This is a genomic window from Mycolicibacterium aurum, from assembly GCF_900637195.1.
GTDB lineage: Bacteria > Actinomycetota > Actinomycetes > Mycobacteriales > Mycobacteriaceae > Mycobacterium > Mycobacterium aurum.
The window spans coordinates 663,911-684,620 of the sequence record NZ_LR134356.1; the positions used below are offsets into that span (position 1 = coordinate 663,911).

The following is a 20,710-nucleotide window of genomic DNA, read 5'->3' on the forward strand; positions in this document are numbered from 1 at the left end:
GGGCTAGCGCCAGTCGCGGAAGGCGGCGAGCAACTTGTTCCGGAACGCCGGCTCGATGGCGTCCTCGGAGACCTTGCCCAGTGTGGCGACCGTGACGCGGAACTGCTGCAGGTAGTTCGCGCATCCGTCGCAGTCGAGCAGGTGTTCGTCGAACCTGGCCCGGGTGCTCAGATCGAGTGAGTCATCGAGGTAGTCGCTCACCAACTCGACGAGTTCGTAGCAATCGAGCGGCTTTTCGTTGGTCACAGCGTCTCCTTCAGATACTTCTCCAGGCTCTGCCGCACGGCCGCCCGGCCGCGATGCAGCAGCACGCGCTGGTTGGCGGCGCTGAGGTCCAGCAGCCGGCTCACCTCGGCGGAGTCCATGTCCAACAGATCGCGCATCGTCACGACGAGGCGTTGCCGTTCGGGCAGCTTCTCGAGCTCGCGCCGGGTGACGGCCCGCAGTTCCTCGCCCAGGGCCGAGCCCTCCGGGGTATCGGGAAACGGTGTGGGCACCTCGTCGGGCTTCCAGTGCCCGGGGTACGGGTCGTCCTGGTCGCGGAACCTGGCCGGATCGACCGTGCCGCCGGTGAACGCGGCGATCGCCATGTCGACGTCCGAGCGTTCGCGAAGGCCGCGCTTCTTGGCGATGTTGATCAGCACGGTGAAAAGCCATGTGCGCAGCGACGATCGGCCCTCGAAGCCGTCGATGCCCTTCAGCAGCGCGATCCAGGCTTCCTGGACCACCTCCTCGGCGATCTCATGCGAGGCGACGTAGCCGCGCGCGACCCGCAGCATCGCCGGCGTGTGCTGGTCCACCAGGGCGGCGAAGGCGACCTCATCGCGTGCCCGGAGTGCGGCGATGAGGTCAGCTTCGTCGGTGGCCATGCTGGTCATCTCGGCCAGATGGTAGCCCGCCACGCCCACGTCAAGCTCGGGAACTGCGGATCGCGTCGGACAACGTCCAGGCGGCGATACCGAGCAGCGCGACATCCTTGATCAGGAACTGCCCGGTCGACGACAACACCGGAAAACCACCCGCTGACGCCTCGAAAACGCCGGGGGTGGTGAACAGGAAACTGAGCGTGGCGGTGAACAGCCCGATGGCTATCGCACTGCCGGCCATCGACGGCGCAGGCCACCAGGGCTTGACCGCTATGAGCAGCGCGGCACCCAACTCAAGGATGCCGAGCAGGGTGGAAAAGGTGGTCACCGAGAAGATGTCGTACACCCAACTCATGAGCGGGCTCTCCGACACCAGGGGTGCGATGCCGTTGGCCTCGTACTCGGTGAACTTGAGCGCACCGATCCAGGCGATGACGACGACGAGGCCGTAGCGGGCGAGCACGGCACTCGCGCTGTGCAGCGCGGGAAGCCGGTTGATGAGCGTGGCGCGGGTCAGGGTGGTCACGGCGTTCCTCTCGGACGGAGCCACGCGGGACAGCGCGGCGGACACGTCGTAGTGGGGAGAAGAACGGCGAGCGTTACACGCCGGGCGGAGGGTCCGGCTCGCGGTGCGGCTCGTAGGCCGAGTAGATCTGGCCGCCGATCTTCAGATTGGGGGTACGGAAGTACGCCATCCCGGTCATCAGGATCACCGCCGCCGCAGCGAAAGCGATCGCGCTCTGCACGTCCGGCAGTCCACCGAGGAACAGCAGGATCACCCCTACGAAGGTTCCCGTCCAGTAGATCCGCCGTTTCACGGCGCGCTTGGGCGCGGTCGGGGTGTCGCGGCCGGGTATCGCGGCGCCCAGCACCAATGCCAGTGCGCCCGCGCCCAGCATCACCATGGACAGCGTGCTCATGAGCTCGGCAACAGCATCTGGAATCCGTCGATGATCTCCTGCGAATCGCTGATATACGTCGGATTGTCGGGGTCGGTGGTCTGGATGGTCAGCGTCGCGAGATAGGTGGTGCCTGCATTGTTGGCGACGACCGCATGCATGATGATCGGCCGTTCCGGCGCCGGTCCCATCGGCGGAGCGACGTAACGGGTTGTCTCGGAGGGTAATCCGCATGTGGTGTTGCTCTCGACCTCCAGGTCGAAGGCTCCCATCATGGTTTCGAGGTTTCCGCGATTCTGGTCGAACACATCGTCGGGGGACTGGTTGCCGCGCGCCGCCTCCAGGGTGACGACGGCATTGGTGGCGAACTCGTCGGCCACCAGATCCGTGGCCACGATCGCGAACCGGATGATCTGACTGTCCATCATCGTGTTGCGCTCCCAGCCCGCGGGGACGGGGATGCGCAGCTGGGGTTCGCGGTCGTCCTCGCCCGGGATGTCCTCCAGCGGTGCGTCGACGCCTGTGCACTCGGCTGCCTCGCCGCCCGATGCCGACGGCGGTGCGCTGCCCGCGCCGGTCACCGCCGTGCCCGTGACCTGCTGGGAGCAGCCGGCCGACAGCAGTGTCGCCGTCAATGCAAGGGCCAACCAGGATTTCGCGATCATGTCAGTGTCCGTTCAGGGTCCGCAGAAGGAATTCGTACACCAGGGCGGCGCGGAAGGCGATCTGCGGATTGTCGGACGCGCCGGCATGGCCTCCTTCGATGTTCTCGTAATACCGCACGGGATGCCCCGCCGCCTCGAGTGCCGCAGTCATCTTCCTCGCGTGACCGGGGTGCACCCGGTCGTCGCGGGTGGACGTGGTGATCAGTACCGGCGGGTATCGCCGATCCGGCGAAATGTTCTGGTAGGGAGAATATTCCGAGATGAATTCCCAGTCGTCCGGATTGTCCGGGTCGCCGTACTCGGCGACCCAGGACGCGCCTGCCAGCAGCAGGTGATAACGCTTCATGTCCAGCAGTGGGACGCTGCACACCAGGGCGCCGAACAGTTCGGGGTACTTCGTGAGCATGATGCCCATCAGCAGCCCGCCGTTGCTGCCGCCCTGTGCGCCGAGCTGCTCGACGGTGGTGATCCCGCGCGCCACCAGATCCCTTGCCACGGCGGCGAAGTCCTCGCCCACCAGGTGACGGCCCTCTCGCATGGCCTGGGTGTGCCAGGTGGGCCCGTACTCTCCTCCGCCGCGGATGTTGGCCAGCACGTAGGTGCCTCCGCGTGACAGCCACAACCGGCCCAGCACCCCGTCGTAACCGGGGGTGCGGGCCACCTCGAATCCGCCGTACCCGCCGAGCAGGGTCGGCCCGGCGGACTTCCGGTGCCGATGGCTGACCACGAAGTACGGAATCGCGGTGCCGTCATCGGAGGTCGCGAAGTACTGGGACACCTCGATGTCGGCGGCGTCGAAGAACGACGGAGCCCGCTTGATCTCGGTGAGCTCGCCGCCGGCCGCGCCGTGCAACAGCCTCGACGGTGTGTCGAAACCGCTGGAGTCCAGGAAGATCTCGTCGCCGAGAGGGTCCGCCGCGACCACCGAGGTGTTGGTGTTCTCCGGCAATCCCGTGACCGGCTCGGCGGTCCACGACCCGGGTGTGTACACCTGCACACGGCTGGCCACGTCGGCCAGCGTGACGACGACCAGGCGGTCGCGGGTCCACGCGTAGTGATGCAGAGACGTGTGCTGGTCGGGGGTGAACACCACCTGTGGCTCCGCGGTGCCCGCCAGGAACGTCTCGTAGTCGGCGGCCAGCAGGGAGCCGGCGGGGTACGCCCGGGTTCCGTACGTCCAGTCCGTGCGCAGTTCGACCAGCAGCCAGGACCGGTGGATCGAAATGCTGGCATCGGTGGGGGTGCCGATGCGGATCAGCTCGCCGTCCCGCAGCTCGTAGACCTGCTCGTTGAAGAAATCGAGAGCACGGCTGATCAGCGTGCGCTCGAACCCGTCGGTGCGATCACGCGAGCCGGCCACGAGCACGTCCGCTTCGGCGCCGCTGAACACGGTGTCCGCCTCGGACAACGGCTGCCCACGCCGCCACCGCTTCACCAGGCGCGGATAACCCGATTCGGTGAGTGAGCCGTCCCCGAAGTCGGTTCCGACCAGCAGCGTGTTCTCGTCCTCCCATGACACCTGCGACTTGGCCTCTGCCAACTCGAACCCACCGTCGACGAATGTCCTTGTCCGCATGTCGAACTCGCGGACCACGGCGGCGTCGGACCCGCCACGCGACAGGCTGATCAGCGCCAGCGAGTGGTCGGGCTCGATGACGTCGGCTCCCGCCCACACCCAATTGGTGTCATCCGCGGCGGCGAGCTCGTCGACGTCGAGGACCACGTCCCAGTCGGGCTGCTCGGTGGTGTAGCTCTGCAACGTCGTGCGTCGCCAGAGCCCTTTCGGATTCTTCGCATCGCGCCAGAAGTTGTAGAGGTACTCGCCTCGCCGGCGCACGTACGGAATCCGGGCGTCGGTGTCGAGGACTTCCAGCGCCTCGGCGCGCATCTGGTCGAAGCGCTCGCCGGCGAGCTCGGCCACCGTCGGATCGTTGTGCTCCCGCACCCAGGCCAGTGCGTCGTCGCCGGTGACCTCCTCCAGCCAGAGGTGCGGGTCGGTCTGTTCCTGGGCGTCGGTCACCCCACCATTCTGCTCAATGCGAGACACGCCCGCGCACGGGCATCTTCGGCCGATTGCGGCAGGCGCAACCGAGCACGGTGAAAGCGCCGGAGATCAGGACAGGTGGTGGACCTCCTGCAGCCCGTAGACCGGGGTGGCCATCCCCTCGTAGCGCGCCTTGAGCTGGAGCGCCAGATACAGCGAGTAGTGCCGCGACTGATGCAGGTTGCCGCCGTGGAACCACAGGTTGGGCTGCTGGGTCGGCTTCCACATGTTGCGCTGTTCGCCCTCCCACGGGCCGGGGTCCTTCGGGGTGTCGCTGCCCAGGCCCCACACCTTGCCGACCTTGTCGGCGACGTCCTGGCCGATCAGGTCGGCGGCCCAGCCATTCATCGAGCCGTACCCGGTCGCGTAGACGACCACGTCGGCGGGCAGCTCGGTGCCGTCGCTGAGCACCACCGCGTCCTCGGTGAGGTGGTCGACCTGGCCGTGGGCCAGCTTGATCCGGCCGTCGGCCACCATGTCGCAGGCGCCGACGTCGATGTAGTAGCCCGACCCCCGGCGCAGGTACTTCATGAACAACCCGGAACCGTCAGCACCCCAATCCAATTCGAAGCCTGCCGCTTCGAGACGGTCGTAGAACTCCTTGTCCCGCTCCCGCATCTGGTCATACAGCGGGATCTGGAACTCGTGCATGATCCGGTACGGCAGCGACGCGAACGTCAGGTCGGCCTTCTCGGTCGTCATGCCGGACTCGACCGCCTGTTCCGAGTACAGCGCCCCGAGGCCGATTTCCATCAGGCTGTTCGAGCGGACGATGTGTGTCGACGAGCGCTGCACCATCGTCACGTCGACGCCGTTCTCGTACAGCGCCTTGCAGATGTCGTGCGCGGAGTTGTTCGACCCGATCACCACGGCCTTCTTGCCGACGTAGGGGTCGGGCCCGGGATGGGCCGACGAGTGGTGCTGCTCACCGCGGAACACATCCTGACCGGGCAGAGTCGGCACGTTCGGCTTGCCTGACATGCCGGTCGCGAGCACCAGCTGGGTGGGGTGCAGCGTCAGCCGCTCACCGTCGCGGTCGATCTCGACCGTCCAGGTCTGCGAGGCGTCGTCAAAGGAGGCCGACAGGCACGTCGTCTTCGGCCAGTACGGCACCTCCATGACCCGGGTGTAGAACTCCAGCCAGTCGCCGATCTTGTCCTTGGGTGCGAACACCGGCCAGTTCTGCGGGAACGGCATGTACGGCAAGTGGTCGTACCAGACGGGGTCGTGCAGGCACAGCGACTTGTACCGCTTCCGCCACTGATCGCCGGGCCGTTCGTGCTTGTCGACGACGATCGCCGGGACACCGAGTTGCCGCAGCCGCGCACCGAGCGCGATGCCACCCTGGCCGCCGCCGATGATCAGGGTGTAGGGCTGGGTGGTGCGTCCCAGCTCGGCATCCTCGGCGGCCTTCTTCTCGGCCCAGGACCGTGGATCGGGATCGTCGCCGTGCACCGCGCCGAGCACGCGGCTCGCGCCTTTGCGCTCCTCGTGGCCCTTGAGCTCCTGGAGGGCGGTGAGCAGGGTCCACGCCTGATCGGTCCCCGAGTCGCTTCTGAGGCGCAGATGTCCGGTCCCGCGGCCCGCGGCGGTCTCGAACTCGATGAACGCGGATGTCACGTCGCCGTCGGCTTCAGCAGGTTCCCGGGTGCGGAAACCGGACGGGGAGGTCTCGATCAGGCGCGCGGTGAGCATGTCGGCGATCTGGTCGCGCCCTTCGAGGGTTTTGAGGTTCCAGGTGAACGACACCAGGTCGCGCCAGAAGCTGTCGACGGCGAACATGCCGGTCACGCGCTCGATATCACGGACGGCGAGCGCCGCCTCGAAGTCGGCGAGCCACGCTTCGATGCGCTGCTGAGGCGTCACTGCCTGTGTTGTCTGAGGGTCGAGAGTGGAAGTCATGTGAGCCAGGACACACCGTGGCTCGGCGACCCCGCAAGAGTTGCGAACCGTTGCAACCCGGCGCTGCAACCCCCTGCAACTCTTTCGCGGTGTGGCCGCGGTCACATAGACATGCAGGCATGAGAGCAGCTGTGTACTACGGACCGAACAAAGTGGAAGTCGACGACGTCGCCGAGCCGGACGTGCGTCCCGGCACCGTCAAGCTCAAGGTCGGCTTCAACGGGATCTGCGGGACGGACCTGCACGAGTACTACGCCGGCCCGATCTTCGTGCCCACCGAACCGCATCCGCTCACCGGCCAGCAGCTGCCGCTGACCATGGGCCACGAGTTCTCCGGCACCATCACCGCCGTCGGGGACGGTGTCACCGGGTGGAGCGAGGGTGACCGGGTCGCGGTCGAGCCCATCTACAAGTGCGACCACTGCGGCCCGTGCCGCGCCGGCAACTACAACGTGTGCCAGCAGATCGGCTTCCACGGCCTGATGTCCGACGGCGGGATGGCCGAGTACACCGTGGTGCCGACCAGCATGCTGCACCGGCTGCCCGACTCCGTGTCCCTGGAACTGGGCGCGCTGGTGGAGCCGATGTCGGTGGCCTACCACGCCGCCACCCTCGGCGACGTGGGGCCGGGGGACACCGCGATGGTGTTCGGTGCCGGCCCGATCGGCATCGGACTGTGGTTTGCGTTGCGCGGCAAGGGGCTAGCTGACGTCTTTGTCGTCGAGCCGTCACCGACGCGAAGGGCGGCCATCGAGGCGCTCGGTGCCAGCACGCTGGACCCGGCGGGAGTCGACGTGCCGTCCTTCATCGCCGACCACACCAGGGGCGACGGCGCCGACGCGGTGTTCGATGCCGCAGGCGTGACACCCGCCGTCGGCACGGCGCTCGCGTGTGTCGGTTCGCGCAAGCCGATGATCAGCGTGGCGATCTACGAAAAGCCCTTGGAAACCCCGCTTCTCAACCTCGTCATGAACGAGTCCCGCATTCAGGGCTCGCTGTGCTACACGGGTGCGGACTTCGAAGCGGTGATCGCGCTGATGGCCGAGGGCAGATATGACACGACCGGATGGGTGGCCCGGATACCGATCGACGATGTGATCGATGAGGGCTTCGAGGCGCTGCACGCCGGCAAGAAGATGAAGGTGCTGGTCGACCCGAACGGAGCGCAGGCATGACACTCAACGGAAAGGTCGCGCTGGTCACCGGCGCCGCCAGAGGAATCGGCCGCGGCATCGCGCTGCGGCTGGCGCGTGACGGCGCCGACATCGCGCTGGTGGACGTAGCGCCGGACGGAATCAACGCCGTCGCCGAAGAGATTACCGAGATTGGCTGCAAAGCAACTACATTCGTTGCCGATGTGAGCGACCGCGAGCAGGTGTTCGCCGCCGTGGACCACGCCGCGGCCGCGCTGGGTGGCCTCGACATCATGGTCAACAACGCGGGCATCGCGCTGGTGGGCCCGATCGCCGACGTCACCGCCGAACAGCTCGAGAAGTTGTGGGCCATCAACGTCAACGGGGTGCTGTGGGGCACCCAGGCCGCCGTCGCGACGTTCAAGACCCTGAAGAACAACGAAAACGGAAAGATCAGCAAGATCATCAACGCGTCGTCGATTGCCGGGCACGACGGCTTCGCGATGCTCGGGCCCTACAGTGCCACCAAGTTCGCCGTCCGCGCGCTGACCCAGGCGGCCGCCAAGGAGCACGCCGCCGACGGCATCACCGTCAACGCGTACTGCCCCGGCGTGGTCGGCACCGACATGTGGGTGGAGATCGACAAGCGGTTCGCCGAATTGACGGGCGCCGCCGAGGGGGAGACCTACGACAAGTTCGTCGGCGGCATCGCCCTGGGCCGCGCGGAGACGCCCGAGGACGTCGCCGGCTTCGTGTCGTATCTGGCCGGCCCTGACGCCGACTACATGACCGGGCAGGCCGGCCTGATCGACGGCGGCCTGGTCTTCCGCTGAGATGCTCTGGTCTACCGCTCGCCCGCGGGGCACTATGGGAACTGGTGCCCAGCAATATCGGCAGTTCACCCGTGCCTGAACCGGCCGTCGCCGTCGGCGAGGATCCGCGCAGCTATGCGCGGCTGATGTCGGCGGTCTATGACGCGACGATGGCGGGCGCCCGCGCGCCGGCGCGGCCGCGCGAGGTCATCGGTGCGTCCTGGCAGCGGCTGATCGCCAGCGGCCTGCAGGACCGGGCCGCCGACAGCGACCCGGTGGTGGAGACCGGCGGTCTGGAGATGCTGCGCCGGGCGTCCGGCCTGATGGAAGTGCTCGACGAGATCTCGCACGGCCTGGAGTCGCTGGTCGCCGACGGGGACAACATCCTGGTGGTCGCGGACGCGAAGGGGCGCGTGCTCTGGCGCTCGGGTTCGCCGTCGGTGCTGATGAACGCCGACCGGCTCGGGTTCGTCGAGGGCGCCAACTGGGGCGAGGGCGCCGTCGGCACCAACGCCATCGGCACGGCGCTGGTATCCCAGCGTGCCGTCCAGGTGTTCTCGGCCGAGCATTTCCTGCGCAGCCACCATTCGTGGACCTGCGCCGGAGCGCCGATCCGGGATCCGAGAACGGGTCAGGTCATCGGCGTCGTCGACGTGTCGGGTCCCGCCGCCACCGTCCATCCCACCACCATTGCGCTGGTGGACGCGGTGGCCCGGCTCGCCGAATCCCACCTGCGCCAAGAGCACGATCGCACGTTGAACAGATTGCGCGCGCTCGCCGCCCCGATCCTGGCGCGGATGGGGATGCCGGCGTTGGCCGTCGACACCGAGGGCTGGGTCGCCGCGGTCGACGCGATGCCGCTGCACAACCGGATCCTGCTGCCCGAACAGATGGGTCCGGGCCGGGTGCGGCTGGCGACGCTGGGGATGTGCGCTGTCGAGCCGCTGCCCGGCGGCTGGCTGGTCCGGCCCGCCAGGGCGGACGAGGACGCGGGAGCGCAGGACCGGCCGGCGCAGGTGACGCTGGACGTCAGTGACCCGGACCGGCCGTCGCTGATCATGGTCGGCGAGTTCGGCAGCTGGCGGCACGACCTCTCGCTGCGGCACGCGGAGATCCTGTGCGCGCTCGCACTGTCACCGCAGGGGCGCTCGGCGCCGCAGCTCGCCGACGACCTCTACGGCGACCGGTCGCGGGTGGTGACTGTGCGTGCCGAGATGTCGCGGCTGCGAAAGCAGTTCGCCGGTCTGCTCGCCGCCCAGCCGTACCGGTTCGCCGGCGCCGTCGAGCTGCAGGTCCGCTACCCCGCAGACCGGCGCATGCTTCTGCCGCCGTCGAACGCGCCCGCCATCCGCACTGCCCGAACGGCCGGTGCGTCACCGACTCCCACTGGAGGACAATGACTGTCGTGCACACACCCAACCGGGCACTGATCACCGAAGCCGCCGCCGAACTGCTGCGCACCCTGCAGGACCGGCACGGCGCGTTGATGTTCCACCAATCCGGTGGGTGCTGCGACGGGTCGTCGCCGATGTGCTATCCCGACGGTGACTTCGTGGTCGGCGACCGGGACGTTCTGCTGGCGGTGCTCGACGTCGGTGACGGAGTGCCGGTCTGGATCTCCGGCCCGCAGTTCGACACGTGGAAGCACACCCAGTTGGTGATCGACGTGGTGCCCGGCCGCGGTGGTGGCTTCAGCCTGGAATCGCCCGAGGGTAAACGATTCCTCTCGCGCGGCCGGGCATTCACCGAGGACGAGAACCGCGCTTTGGACGCCGTACCACCGGTGACGGGGGCGGGCTACGAACGCGGGGAGCGGCCACCGGCCAACGGCACGCATCTGGTTGCGGAAGCGATTGACGCCTGCGCGATTCCGGTGAAATAGTCCGCCCCGGATAGGGCGCGCCGCCCGCGATCCGGGCAGTTGCGGGGTTACCGTCGCAAGCGTGATCCCGCTGCCGCGAGCATCGGTGTTGGCCGGAGTGATGATCGTCGGAGTCGCTCTCGGCATGATGGCGGCGCTCTTCGCCGCCGTCGAACTCACCGCGACGGTACGGCCCGACGTCGTGATCGGCCTCGTGATCGGCGTCCCCAGCGTGATGGGTGTGCTGATGATCCTGTTCTCCAGCCGACGGTGGATGACTGCTCTCGGCGCCATGGTGCTCGCCATCGGTCCCGGGTGGTTCGGCGCCCTCACCGCATTCCAGGTGGCCACCGGTGTCTGAACCCACGCAGCAGGGCGTCATCGACGAGCCCGCGTATGCCGATCACGTGCCGCCGGTCCCGGCAGCGCCGATCGTCGTTCCCGCGGTGGACCAGTACGTCGGCCGCTGGCGGTTCCTGGCCGTCGCCGTCGGCGTCTGGATCGTGGGCGCGGCGGCGGGTGCCGGCCTCTACTACTGGTGGTATCACTCGCCGGACAAGTCGATGCCGGTCTTCGCCGTGCTCGTCTTCGTGGTCGCGTGCATAGTCGGCAGCCTGCTCACCGCCATGGTGCAGGGCAGGCCTGCGGTGGCGTCGTTGGCCATCGCATTCATGTCGGGTCCGCTCGCGGCCACCGCGGGCGCGGCAGCGCTGTACGGCAGCTACGTGTTCGGCTGGATCGCCACCTAGCCGGGTAGGCCGCCCGTTCCGATCCTTCATGTGTTCAGATGTACACATGAAGTTGCGGTGCGCGATCGCCGGTCTGACGTCCGTTTCCGTCCTCGCGGGGTGCGCCGCGCCGTCGGGCGACGGGCAGTCCACCGACCAGATCGTCCTCGCCGAAAGCTACGAACTGGGCGCGTACAACCCGGTCGTCGGGTACTCCGAAACCGGCGTCTCGCCGCTCTACGACGGCCTCTACCGGCCGAGCGCCGACACCGACACCGTGGTTCCGGACCTGGCGCCGGCTCTGGCCCGGGACGCTCCCGAAGCGGTGGGCCCGAATCGCTGGCGCATCCCGCTGCGCACCGGGGTGGTGTTCTCCGACGGCAGCGCCTTCGATTCGGCCGACGTCGTCGCGACCTATGCAGCCGTGCGCGATCCGAAGGTGGCGTCCGAGATTTCGACGTCGGTGGCGCCGATCGTCGAACTCACCGCCGACGGGCCCGCCGCGCTCACCGTCGAGCTGAACACCTCCGCCGACCCGCGGCCCTACCTTCTGCTCGGGATTCTGCCGTCGGAGAAGGTCGAGGCGAAGCCGGCCGCCGACTGGGCAGTGAACACCGCGCCCGTCGGCACGGGGCCCTACCGTCTGGAGAGCCTGCGCCCCGACCAGGCGGTCCTGGTGGCCCGCGACGACTACTGGGGCGAGCCGGTGCAGGTGCGGCGTCTCGTCTACACCTACGTTCCGGACGACAACGCGCGCGCCCAGAGCATGGTGTCCGGATCCGTCGACGGCACGAACCTGCCTCCGCGGCTGATCGATTCGGTGAAGGGCGACCAGGTGCAGACCGTCGCTGCGCAATCGGCCGACTGGCGGGGCGTCGCGCTTCCGGCGGGCAACCCGTTCACCGCCGACCCGCAGGCCCGGTTGGCCATGAACCTCGGGGTGGACCGCGCGGCGATGGTGCGCGACGTGCTGGTCGGGTACGGCCGGGAGGCCAGCACGCCGGTCGCCGAGGCCTACGGCGACGCGTACAACCCGGACGCCCAGTACCGGTTCGACGCGGCACGCGCCACCACCCTGCTCGACGAGGCCGGCTGGCGGCCGGGCGCCGGCGGGATCCGCGAAAAGGACGGCGCCCGAGCATCGTTCGAGCTGCTGTACAACGCCCAGGACACGTTGCGCCGCGATCTCGCGGTGGCGTTCGCCGCCGCCATGACGCCGCTGGGCGTCGACGTACGGCCCCGAGGGACCAGCTGGGACGAGATCGACACCCGCTTCGATGACGCCGCAGTGGTCCTGGGCGGCGGGTCAACGCCGTACAGCATCGACTCGCAGGTGTTCGACACGCTGCACACGCGCGTGCCGAACTCCTCCCCCTACTCGAACCCCGGCAACTTCACCGCGCCCGGCCTGGACGGGCTGCTCGAACGCGCCGCGCAGTCGCCGTCCGGCCCGGCCAAGGACGAGCTCTATCGCACCATCCAGGCGACCTACGCGGCCGAGCCGTCGCACGTCTTCCTGGCGTTCCTCGACCACACCTACAGCTACAAGAACCTGGGCTGGCAGCAGAGTGCGCCCATCATGGAACCGCACTCGCACGGCGTGTCCTGGGGCCCCTGGTGGAACCTGCAGGCATGGACACGCTGACACCTGCGGCGACCGTCGGGGCCGCCGAGCACGCCGCGGCGCGCAGGTCGGTCGGCAGGCTGCGGGCCGCAGGCCGGCTTCTTGCGATCCGGTCCGCCATCGCCGTCCCGCTGACCGTCGCGGTGTCGGCCGCGATGTTCGGCGTCGCGTCACTGTCGCCGTTCGACCCGCTGGCCGCCTACCTGGGCAGCAACTACCAGTTCGCCACCTCGTCGCAGCGGGAGGCGATGCGCGCGGCCTACAACACCGATCAGCCCTGGTATCAGGCGTGGTGGGAGTGGCTCGGTGGCCTGACGCGTGGCGACCTCGGCTGGTCGTCCACGCAGTCCCAGGCCGTCGCCACGGTGCTCGCCGAGCGGATGCCGTTCACACTGGCGCTCTCGGGTGCGGCGTTGCTGACCGCGGCCGTCGTCGGAATCCTGCTGGGCTGCATCGCAGGCATGCGCCGCGGGGGCCTCGTCGACCGCCTCTGCACGGGGTTCTCGGTGACCTTCGCCGCGGTGCCACCGTTCGTCGTGTCGCTGGCACTGGTGATCGTCGTGGCGGTGGGCCTGCGCTGGCTACCCGCGTCGGGGGCGGCGGCCCCCGGCGCTGTCTACAGTATCGAAGGTGTTGTGCGCCATGGGATCCTGCCCTGGATAGCGCTCACGCTGTCCATGATCCCGTGGCTTCTGCTCACCACCAGGGCCGCCGTCGCGGAGAGCGTGAACTCCGACGCGGTGCGCGGTGCGAGATCACGCGGTGTGCACGGCGTGGCGTTGCTGCGCGGACACATCGTGCCGGTGTCGGTGCTGCCCACCCTGGCGCTGCTGGGCACCCGGCTGCCGGAGCTGATCGCCGGCGCGGCGATCGTCGAGACCGTGTTCGGCTGGCCGGGGATGGCCGCGGTTCTGGTCGATTCGGCTGCGGCTCTGGACTTTCCGCTGTTGGCCGCGCTGACCGTCGGCGCGGCGGCCGCAGTGCTGGCCGGCTCCGCGCTCTCCGACGCCGCCGCGGTCGCCATCGACCCGCGCATCAGGATGGCCGCATGAGCACCATCGTGCGTCCCGCCCGGCTCCGCGTGACCTGGCCGTGGTGGATGCTCGGCGCCGTCGTCGTCGCGGCCGTCGTGATCCCGCTGTTCGCCGGCACCCAGGTCGCTGATTTCTCGGCAGCGCTTCGCCCGCCGAGTGCCGAACATCTTGCCGGAACTGATCATTCGGGCTACGACCTGTTGGTGCGTACGGCCGAGGGGCTGCGTGTGTCGTTGACCATCGCCGCCGTGTGCGCGGTGGCCGCCACCGCCCTCGGACTCGCGATCGGCGTGTCCGCCGCGATGATCGGGGGGTGGCTCGACGCGCTCGTGATGCGCCTCGTCGACGGCGTCAACGCGCTGCCGCACCTCGTCGTCGGCATCGTCATAGCGGCGATGTGGCGGGGGGCGCCGCTGGCGATCATCGCCTCGATCGCCCTCACGCACTGGCCTGCGGTGGCCCGGGTGGTGCGCGCCGAACTCCTCGCGGTCGCCGAGGCGGGCTGGGTGGACTCGGCACGCCTGGCCGGTGCGTCGCGCTGGTTCATCGCGACCAGACACCTGATCCCCGCGGTGAGCGGGCAGGCGCTGGTGGCCATGGTGGTTCTGCTGCCGCACGCGGTGTGGCACGAGTCCACGCTGTCGTTCCTCGGCGTGGGACTCTCGCCGGACCGTGCGAGCCTGGGCACCCTGCTCAGCGAAGCCCGCGGCGACATCCTGACCGGTGCCTGGTGGACGCTCGTGGTGCCCGCGGCGGCGTTGATCGTCACCGCGCTGGCCTTCGCCGCCGCCGGAACCGTGGTCCGCGACCGCCACCGGCCGCCGACGGGACAGGTGTGGTGACCGCCGCGCGCCTGACCGGGCTCACGGTGGACATCGACCTGTACCGGGGTCGCGACTCGGCCGCCGTCCACGTGCTCGACGACGTCAACCTCGCCGTCCCGGCGGGACGCGTCACGGCGCTGATCGGTGAATCCGGCTGCGGCAAATCGCTTGTCGCATCCGCGCTGACGGGGTTGCTTCCACCGGGTTCCCGGCGGCACGGCCAGGTGCGGATCGGGGACACCGACATGCGCGCGGATGACGAGCGCGGCTGGCGTGCGCTGCGCGGACGCCACATCGGACTCGTTCCGCAATCCGCGGCGACGTCGTTCACGCCGGTACGCACCGTGGGATCCCAGCTCACCGAGATCTGCGCACGGTTCGGGGCGGACCGGATGCCCGCGCAGCTGTGTGCGGCCGTCGAACTCCCGTCCGACGTCGTCGCCCGGTACCCGCACGAACTGTCGGGCGGGATGGCGCAACGGGTGGCCATCGCCGCCGCACTGGCCGGCCGGCCCGGGCTGCTGGTCGCCGACGAGCCCACCTCGGCGCTGGACCCCGACAATGCCGCCCTGATCTGGCGGCTGCTCGGCGAGGCTGCCGCCGACGGCGCGGGCGTCCTGGTGATCACGCACGACATGCCCTCGCTGCTGCGCGCGCGGGTGTGCGACGACGTCGCGATCATGGCCCGGGGCACCGTGCTGTCCACGGCACCGCTCGCGGAGACGCTGGACAGTACGGATCCGCACACCCGGGCTCTGCTCGCAACGGTGCCGGCGTGACAGGCATCGAGGCGCTCGGAGTCCGCGCGGCGTTCGGGGGCCGGACGGTGCTCGACGGGGTCGACCTGACCGCGCCGGCGGGCTCGGTGACCGGGGTGACCGGGCCGTCCGGCAGCGGGAAGACGACGTTGTTGCGGGTGCTCGCCGGTCTCCACGCACCGGACGCGGGAGAGCTTCGCTACCACGGACACCCGGTTCCGCCCCGAGGCTCGATCGCGTTGCTCGCCCAGCATCCGCGGCTGGTGTGCAACCCGCGCTGGACGCTGCGCCAGATCATCGGCGAGCCCGCCGCCATCCGCGGCGAGACGCCGCCCGCGGACGTGACCGCCCGCGTCGGCCTGGACGACGACCTCCTGGACCGCCATCCGGGGCAGGTCAGCGACGGACAGCTGCAGCGTGCCTGCCTGGGCCGGGTGCTGACGCAGCGGGCCGACTTCGTGCTGTGCGACGAGCCCACCGCGATGCTGGACCCCATCGCGTCGGCCGCGGTGCGGACGTTGCTGCGTGACATCGCCCACGGCGGCGCCACGGTCATCCTGGTCAGCCACGATCCCGCACTGATCGCCGCCCTCACCACGGACGCACTGGCCTTGCCGCGCCTACTAGGCTGAACGACGTGACCCACTATGACGTCGTCGTTCTCGGAGCCGGCCCCGGCGGATACGTCGCGGCCATTCGTGCCGCCCAGCTCGGGCTGAGCACCGCCATCATCGAACCCAAGTACTGGGGTGGCGTGTGCCTCAACGTCGGGTGCATTCCGTCGAAGGCGCTGCTGCGCAACGCCGAGCTCGCCCACATCTTCCACAAGGAGGCCAAGACCTTCGGCATCAGCGGGGAGGCGACGTTCGACTACGGCGCCGCGTTCGACCGCAGCCGCAAGGTCGCCGACGGCCGCGTCGCGGGCGTGCACTTCCTGATGAAGAAGAACAAGATCACCGAGATCCACGGCAAGGGAAAGTTCACCGGACCCAACTCCATCGAGGTCGACCTCAACGAGGGTGACACCGAGAAGGTCGAGTTCGACAACGCGATCATCGCCACCGGCGCCCGCACTCGGCTGATCCCGGGCACCGAGCTGTCCGACAACGTCGTCACCTACGAGACCCAGATCATGGAGCGTGACCTGCCCGGCTCCATCATCATCGCCGGCGCGGGCGCGATCGGCATGGAGTTCGCGTATGTGCTGAAGAACTACGGCGTGGACGTGACGATCGTCGAGTTCCTCCCGCGCGCGCTTCCCAACGAGGACGCCGAGGTCTCCAAGGAGATCGAGAAGCAGTACAAGAAGCTCGGCGTCAAGATTCTGACGGGCACCAAGGTCGAGAAGATCCATGACGAAGGATCGTCGGTCACGGTGACCGTGTCCAAGAACGACAAGACCGAGGAACTCAAGGCCGACAAGGTCATGCAGGCCATCGGTTTCATGACCAACGTCGAGGATCTCGGTCTCGACGCCGTCGGGGTCGAGACCGACAAGCGCAACCTCATCGGCATCGACGACTACATGCGCACCAACGTGTCGCACATCTACGCGATCGGCGACGTCACCGGAAAACTGATGCTTGCGCACGTCGCCGAGGCCATGGGTGTCGTCGCCGCCGAGACCATCGCCGGTGCCGAGACCCTCCCGCTCGGGGACTACCGGATGATGCCGCGCGCCACGTTCTGCCAACCGCAGGTCGCCAGCTTCGGTCTCACCGAAGAGCAGGCCAAAGAAGAGGGCTACGACGTAGTCGTCGCCAAATTCCCGTTCACCGCCAACGGCAAGGCGCACGGCCTGGCCGACCCGACCGGCTTCGTGAAGCTGATCGCCGACAAGAAGCATCTCGAGTTGCTGGGTGGTCACCTGATCGGGCCCGACGTGTCCGAGCTGCTGCCGGAGCTCACACTGGCGCAGAAGTGGGATCTGACCGCCAACGAGTTGGCCCGCAACGTGCACACCCACCCGACCCTGTCCGAGGCGCTGCAGGAGTGCTTCCACGGGCTGGTCGGCCACATGATCAATTTCTAGTTGAGAGCGATCTGGGTCGCCGGTGTCGGCGGGTTGGTGGTCGGACACATCCTGTGGCTGGCCGGCATCTCGGCGGCCATCGCGTCGACGGATGTGCCGACCTGGGTGCTCGTCGTCGCCGCGGTGTCGCTGAGCGTCGGGCTGATCTCTGCGCTGCTGGCCCGGCGGGCATGGCGGCGTAAGGACCGGCGGTCCGAGATCTGGGCCGCGTTCCTGTGGGGTCTTCCGGTGTCGCCGGTGTTGCTGTCGCTGATTGTCCTCGGTGTGACCTACCTCTAGGCCACAATGGTCCGGTGGGGGACGGGGCAGTCGGGAGTTTGCTACGTCAGTGGTGGCAGCAGAGCGATGACTACCAGTGGCGGATCGACTTCCTGCGCAGCCGCGGACTGCTGCCGGTACTGCGCTGGGTGATCGCCGGTATCGGCGCGACCATGGGCGTGCTCTCGGCCGCGAATGTCGTCGCGCCGGCGGGAGCAGACGGCGCGGCGTTCCGGATCGGCTGGGCCGTGGTCGCCGTCGGTTCTCTGGGCTGGGCGGCGCGCTGGGCGTTCCGGCCGTGGCCGTCGGCACGGGAGTCGGCCGCGCTGGTGGTGTTCGTCGACGTCATCATGACGCTGTCGGCGTTGCTGTTCGGCGATCCGAACCTGGCCATATCCGGCATCACCATCCTGCTGTGCGCGGGCGGCTACGTGGTGTTCTTCCACGGTCCTCGGCTGCACCTGGCCCACATCGGATGGTGCATCGTCTCCGTCGTGGGCATCGCGGTGTGGCTGGCGGCCGGCAGCGGCGAATACGGGCTGCAGGTGGGTGTCTCCCGGGCGGTGATCGCGCTGCTGGTCACGGTGTGCGTGCTGCCGGCGCTGCAGTTCGGGTTCTGGTTGCTGCAGGGCAGTTCGAAGCAGTCGTTCACCGATCCGCTGACCGAGCTCACCAATCGCCGCGGGCTGGAGGTGTCGATGAAGCGGCTCAACGAGGCCGCACGCGGCGATGCGCAACTGTGCGCGGTGATGATCGACGTCGACGGCTTCAAGGAGGTCAACGACACGTTGGGGCACTCGGTCGGCGACGACGTCCTGATCCGCACGGCGAGGCGGATCCGCGAGAGCGTGCGCGACGACGCGGTGGTGGTGCGGTGGGGCGGCGAGGAGTTCCTGGTGGTGGACCGGATCCCGGCCCCTCAGGCCGAAACGGTCGCCGAGCGGATCCGGTCCGCGGTGTCCGCGCCCGCGAAGCCGGCCATCACGGTGAGTATCGGCGTGGCGACGTGCCGACCGTCGGAGTCAGCCCTTGGCGACGTGATCGTCGCCGCCGACTCGGCCATGTACGAGGCCAAGGCCTGCGGCGGGGACCGCGTCATCGTCACCAGCGCTGCCTGACCCGCCGGTGGTGAGGTGGTGCGCCAGGAATGCCAGCACATCGTCGGCCTTGTCGAAACCGCCGAGATGGCTCTCGTCGGGCATCAGCAACAGGTCCACGTCGGACAGGTGGGCGGCGGCGGCCTGCGCGTCGGCGAGCGAGATGATCGAGTCGGCGTCGCCGTGCCACCATTTGACCGGCACCGTGACGTCGGCCAGCCGGAATCCCCAGTCGACGCCGAACAGCCGGGCATCGTCGAGCAGAGCCTGGAAGCGGCCTGCCGCGGCGTGGACGATGTCGTCGATGAACATCGCCTCGATCTCCGGGTTGGCGAACACCCGCTTGTCGCCGTCGGGCATTGCGGCAGCGAGCCCGGAGTACGCGAGGTGGGCGAGGGGGATGACCGGGGTCAGCAGGCCCGCGGTCACCGCCGCGAACGGCCGGCGCAGCGCCGACGTCACCGCGGACAGCCTGCGGGCCAACACGATAGCGCCGCTGGCCGTGGCATCCGGCCCGACCGACGGGGTCACCCCGCCGAGGATCGCCACCGCGGCCACCCTGTCCCGCAGAGCGGGCATCCCGGCACAGGCCAGCGCGTACGGGCCGCCGCCGGAGAGCCCGACCACGCCGAGCCGCTCGGCTCCCAGCACGTCGGCGACGTGCGCCATGTCGGCGGCCCAGTCGCCGATCTGCTCGTAGCGGTGCGCATCGCTGAGGCCGGACCCGGCCCGCTCGACCAGGACCACCCGCAGACCGAGCTTCTCGGCGGCGCGCCGACCGACGATCGGGAGCTGGCGACGACCGCCCGGAGTGCCGTGGAACCACAGCACGACGGGGCCGGTCGGGTCACCGAACTCGGCATAACCGAGACGGCGACCGGAGGGTAGGAAGACGGTTCCCTCGGCGCGGGGCGGTTCGCAGCGGGGGACACCCGGCGGGTACCGCCACGGATTGCCGACCATGGCGCAATGGTAGCGCCAGGGTTTACACACTCGAGGGGGTGTGTCTAGTGGACGGTGAAGAAGTCGACGAGCCCGCACGGCGCTCGGCCGTCGAGCATCAGCTCCAGGATGGCCCGGGAGTCCTTGGCTGATTCCGCGCTGCGGGGGAACATCGCGGCTTCGTATCCGGCGACCGCGGAGTCGGCATCGCCGGGGTGCGCGGCGAGCGCGGCCCCCAGTTCGGCGGCGTCGAACATCGCCAGGTTCGCGCCTTCACCACCGGGGGCCGTCAGGTGTGCCGCATCGCCGAGCAGCGTGACCCCGGGTGTGGGTGGCCAGCGATGACCGTCGGGCAGCGCGAAGATGGGACGCGGAGTGGGCGGTACGTCATGGTCGGTGATCAACGACGTGAGTTCCGGTGCCGACGGCGGCGAAGTCGATGTCGGCGATCCACTCCGCGGGGCGGTTCAACGCGACATACGTGTGCAGGACGTTGCCGGCCTCGCGATGGGCGATGATCCCCTGCCCCGGGGACAGGGCGTACATGGCTCCGCGTCCCACCGCCGCGGCGGCTGCTGGATGTCGCGCGTCGGCGTCATGCAGATACGTCTCGACGAAGGTGGTCCCGGCATAGGTGGGCGCCGCATCAGAAAGCAGGGTTCTGACCTTCGACCAAGCGCCGTCGGCGCCGACGAGAAAGCTTGTCGTTACCCGGGATCCGTCGGCGAAACACAGTTCGTGGCGGCCGTCGCCCAGGGCGCGCACCTGTGTGACCTTGTGTCCCCACCGCACGGTGCCGGCGGGTAGCGCGGCGAGCAGAATCCGCCGGAGATCGCCGCGCAGTACCTCCGGACGGGTGCCGGTGCCGTCGTCGGGCTGGTCGTGCAGCACGGTCGCGTGGCGGTCCAGGACCCGCGCCGCCTCGGCTCCCCGGTGGATGATCGCGTGGAACTCGCCGGTGAGTCCGGCCATGTGGAGGGCGTACTGGCCGGTCTGCGGGTGGATGTCGAGTTGCCCGCCCTGAGTGCGGCTCGCCTCCGACGGGTCGGCTTCGTACACGGTGGCGTGGATGCCGTGCAGGTGCAGGACACGGGCGAGAGTGAGCCCGCCGAGGCCGGCACCGACGATCGTGACGTCAGTCGTCATCGCTGCTCCCATGTGTCAGTCTGGAACGGCGTTCCAGATCGTCGGACCCAGATTGGAACAACGTTCCAGATATGTCAAGATGAGG

General features: G+C 68.9%; 24 protein-coding genes. 14 read left to right on the forward strand and 10 right to left on the reverse strand.

Annotated features, from left to right (window positions below; translation table 11 throughout):
- Window positions 1-3: 3 nt before the first annotated feature.
- From EL337_RS03150 to EL337_RS03180, 7 genes are all read right to left on the reverse strand, one after another.
- Window positions 4-246 carry an anti-sigma factor family protein gene (locus tag EL337_RS03150; RefSeq protein ID WP_048632348.1) on the reverse strand — a complete coding sequence of 81 codons (243 nt, stop codon included), beginning with the start codon at window positions 244-246 and terminating at the stop codon, window positions 4-6.
- Window positions 243-878, reverse strand: coding sequence for an RNA polymerase sigma factor (locus tag EL337_RS03155; protein ID WP_053086833.1), 636 nt, complete (start codon window positions 876-878; stop codon window positions 243-245). Before EL337_RS03155 ends, EL337_RS03150 begins: the two co-directional genes overlap by 4 nt.
- A gap of 31 nt (window positions 879-909) precedes the next feature.
- Entirely contained in the window at window positions 910-1,392 is a 483-nt protein-coding gene (locus EL337_RS03160; protein WP_048632415.1) for a YkgB family protein, read from the reverse strand.
- A gap of 73 nt (window positions 1,393-1,465) precedes the next feature.
- Entirely contained in the window at window positions 1,466-1,786 is a 321-nt protein-coding gene (locus tag EL337_RS03165) for a hypothetical protein (protein WP_048632347.1), read from the reverse strand.
- Window positions 1,783-2,430 (reverse strand): LpqN/LpqT family lipoprotein, encoded by a 648-nt coding sequence (locus EL337_RS03170; protein WP_048632346.1) that lies wholly within the window; start codon window positions 2,428-2,430, stop codon window positions 1,783-1,785. Before EL337_RS03170 ends, EL337_RS03165 begins: the two co-directional genes overlap by 4 nt.
- A gap of 1 nt (window position 2,431) precedes the next feature.
- Complete coding sequence (locus EL337_RS03175) at window positions 2,432-4,450, reverse strand: prolyl oligopeptidase family serine peptidase (RefSeq protein WP_048632345.1); 2,019 nt, start codon at window positions 4,448-4,450, stop codon at window positions 2,432-2,434.
- Between the two features lie 93 nt (window positions 4,451-4,543).
- Entirely contained in the window at window positions 4,544-6,376 is a 1,833-nt protein-coding gene (locus EL337_RS03180) for a flavin-containing monooxygenase (protein ID WP_048632344.1), read from the reverse strand.
- 119 nt (window positions 6,377-6,495) lie between these two features.
- On the opposite strand from EL337_RS03180, the gene EL337_RS03185 reads away from it, so the two are divergent.
- The 14 genes from EL337_RS03185 to EL337_RS03250 all read left to right on the forward strand — a co-directional run bounded on the left by EL337_RS03185 (window position 6,496) and on the right by EL337_RS03250 (window position 18,558).
- On the forward strand, window positions 6,496-7,551 hold the full coding sequence (locus EL337_RS03185; RefSeq protein WP_048632343.1) for a 2,3-butanediol dehydrogenase: 1,056 nt from the start codon (window positions 6,496-6,498) through the stop codon (window positions 7,549-7,551).
- The gene (locus EL337_RS03190; protein ID WP_048632342.1) at window positions 7,548-8,342 is read left to right on the forward strand and encodes an acetoin reductase; all 795 of its coding nucleotides are present in this window, start codon (window positions 7,548-7,550) and stop codon (window positions 8,340-8,342) included. Before EL337_RS03185 ends, EL337_RS03190 begins: the two co-directional genes overlap by 4 nt.
- A 56-nt stretch (window positions 8,343-8,398) precedes the next feature.
- Window positions 8,399-9,721 (forward strand): helix-turn-helix domain-containing protein, encoded by a 1,323-nt coding sequence (locus EL337_RS03195; RefSeq protein ID WP_197724250.1) that lies wholly within the window; start codon window positions 8,399-8,401, stop codon window positions 9,719-9,721.
- Between the two features lie 5 nt (window positions 9,722-9,726).
- The gene (locus EL337_RS03200; RefSeq protein ID WP_109860103.1) at window positions 9,727-10,203 is read left to right on the forward strand and encodes a DUF779 domain-containing protein; all 477 of its coding nucleotides are present in this window, start codon (window positions 9,727-9,729) and stop codon (window positions 10,201-10,203) included.
- A gap of 61 nt (window positions 10,204-10,264) precedes the next feature.
- Window positions 10,265-10,543 carry a putative holin gene (locus tag EL337_RS03205; RefSeq protein WP_048632339.1) on the forward strand — a complete coding sequence of 93 codons (279 nt, stop codon included), beginning with the start codon at window positions 10,265-10,267 and terminating at the stop codon, window positions 10,541-10,543.
- On the forward strand, window positions 10,536-10,931 hold the full coding sequence (locus tag EL337_RS03210) for a hypothetical protein (RefSeq protein WP_048632338.1): 396 nt from the start codon (window positions 10,536-10,538) through the stop codon (window positions 10,929-10,931). The genes EL337_RS03205 and EL337_RS03210 overlap by 8 nt, the downstream gene beginning before the upstream one ends.
- 46 nt (window positions 10,932-10,977) lie before the next feature.
- A complete protein-coding gene (locus tag EL337_RS03215) occupies window positions 10,978-12,555 on the forward strand; it encodes an ABC transporter substrate-binding protein (protein ID WP_048632337.1) in 1,578 nt (525 codons plus the stop codon).
- Complete coding sequence (locus tag EL337_RS03220) at window positions 12,543-13,586, forward strand: ABC transporter permease (protein WP_048632336.1); 1,044 nt, start codon at window positions 12,543-12,545, stop codon at window positions 13,584-13,586. Before EL337_RS03215 ends, EL337_RS03220 begins: the two co-directional genes overlap by 13 nt.
- Window positions 13,583-14,410, forward strand: a complete 828-nt coding sequence (locus EL337_RS03225) for an ABC transporter permease (protein ID WP_048632335.1) — start codon at window positions 13,583-13,585, stop codon at window positions 14,408-14,410. Before EL337_RS03220 ends, EL337_RS03225 begins: the two co-directional genes overlap by 4 nt.
- Window positions 14,404-15,171 (forward strand): ATP-binding cassette domain-containing protein, encoded by a 768-nt coding sequence (locus tag EL337_RS03230; RefSeq protein WP_048632334.1) that lies wholly within the window; start codon window positions 14,404-14,406, stop codon window positions 15,169-15,171. Before EL337_RS03225 ends, EL337_RS03230 begins: the two co-directional genes overlap by 7 nt.
- Complete coding sequence (locus EL337_RS03235; protein WP_048632333.1) at window positions 15,168-15,782, forward strand: ABC transporter ATP-binding protein; 615 nt, start codon at window positions 15,168-15,170, stop codon at window positions 15,780-15,782. The genes EL337_RS03230 and EL337_RS03235 overlap by 4 nt, the downstream gene beginning before the upstream one ends.
- A 5-nt stretch (window positions 15,783-15,787) precedes the next feature.
- Complete coding sequence (gene lpdA / locus EL337_RS03240) at window positions 15,788-17,182, forward strand: dihydrolipoyl dehydrogenase (RefSeq protein ID WP_048632332.1); 1,395 nt, start codon at window positions 15,788-15,790, stop codon at window positions 17,180-17,182.
- On the forward strand, window positions 17,183-17,461 hold the full coding sequence (locus tag EL337_RS03245; protein WP_197724172.1) for a hypothetical protein: 279 nt from the start codon (window positions 17,183-17,185) through the stop codon (window positions 17,459-17,461).
- A gap of 14 nt (window positions 17,462-17,475) precedes the next feature.
- Window positions 17,476-18,558 carry a GGDEF domain-containing protein gene (locus EL337_RS03250; RefSeq protein ID WP_048632331.1) on the forward strand — a complete coding sequence of 361 codons (1,083 nt, stop codon included), beginning with the start codon at window positions 17,476-17,478 and terminating at the stop codon, window positions 18,556-18,558.
- Here EL337_RS03250 and EL337_RS03255 read toward each other — a convergent pair.
- The 3 genes from EL337_RS03255 to EL337_RS03260 are packed head-to-tail and all read right to left on the reverse strand — an operon-like array spanning window position 18,463 to window position 20,625.
- Window positions 18,463-19,500 carry an alpha/beta fold hydrolase gene (locus EL337_RS03255; RefSeq protein ID WP_048632330.1) on the reverse strand — a complete coding sequence of 346 codons (1,038 nt, stop codon included), beginning with the start codon at window positions 19,498-19,500 and terminating at the stop codon, window positions 18,463-18,465. The genes EL337_RS03250 and EL337_RS03255 overlap by 96 nt on opposite strands.
- A 44-nt stretch (window positions 19,501-19,544) precedes the next feature.
- Complete coding sequence (locus tag EL337_RS29225; protein ID WP_306316162.1) at window positions 19,545-19,883, reverse strand: FAD-dependent monooxygenase; 339 nt, start codon at window positions 19,881-19,883, stop codon at window positions 19,545-19,547.
- Window positions 19,867-20,625 carry an FAD-dependent oxidoreductase gene (locus tag EL337_RS03260; RefSeq protein WP_306316161.1) on the reverse strand — a complete coding sequence of 253 codons (759 nt, stop codon included), beginning with the start codon at window positions 20,623-20,625 and terminating at the stop codon, window positions 19,867-19,869. Before EL337_RS03260 ends, EL337_RS29225 begins: the two co-directional genes overlap by 17 nt.
- Window positions 20,626-20,710: the final 85 nt, after the last annotated feature.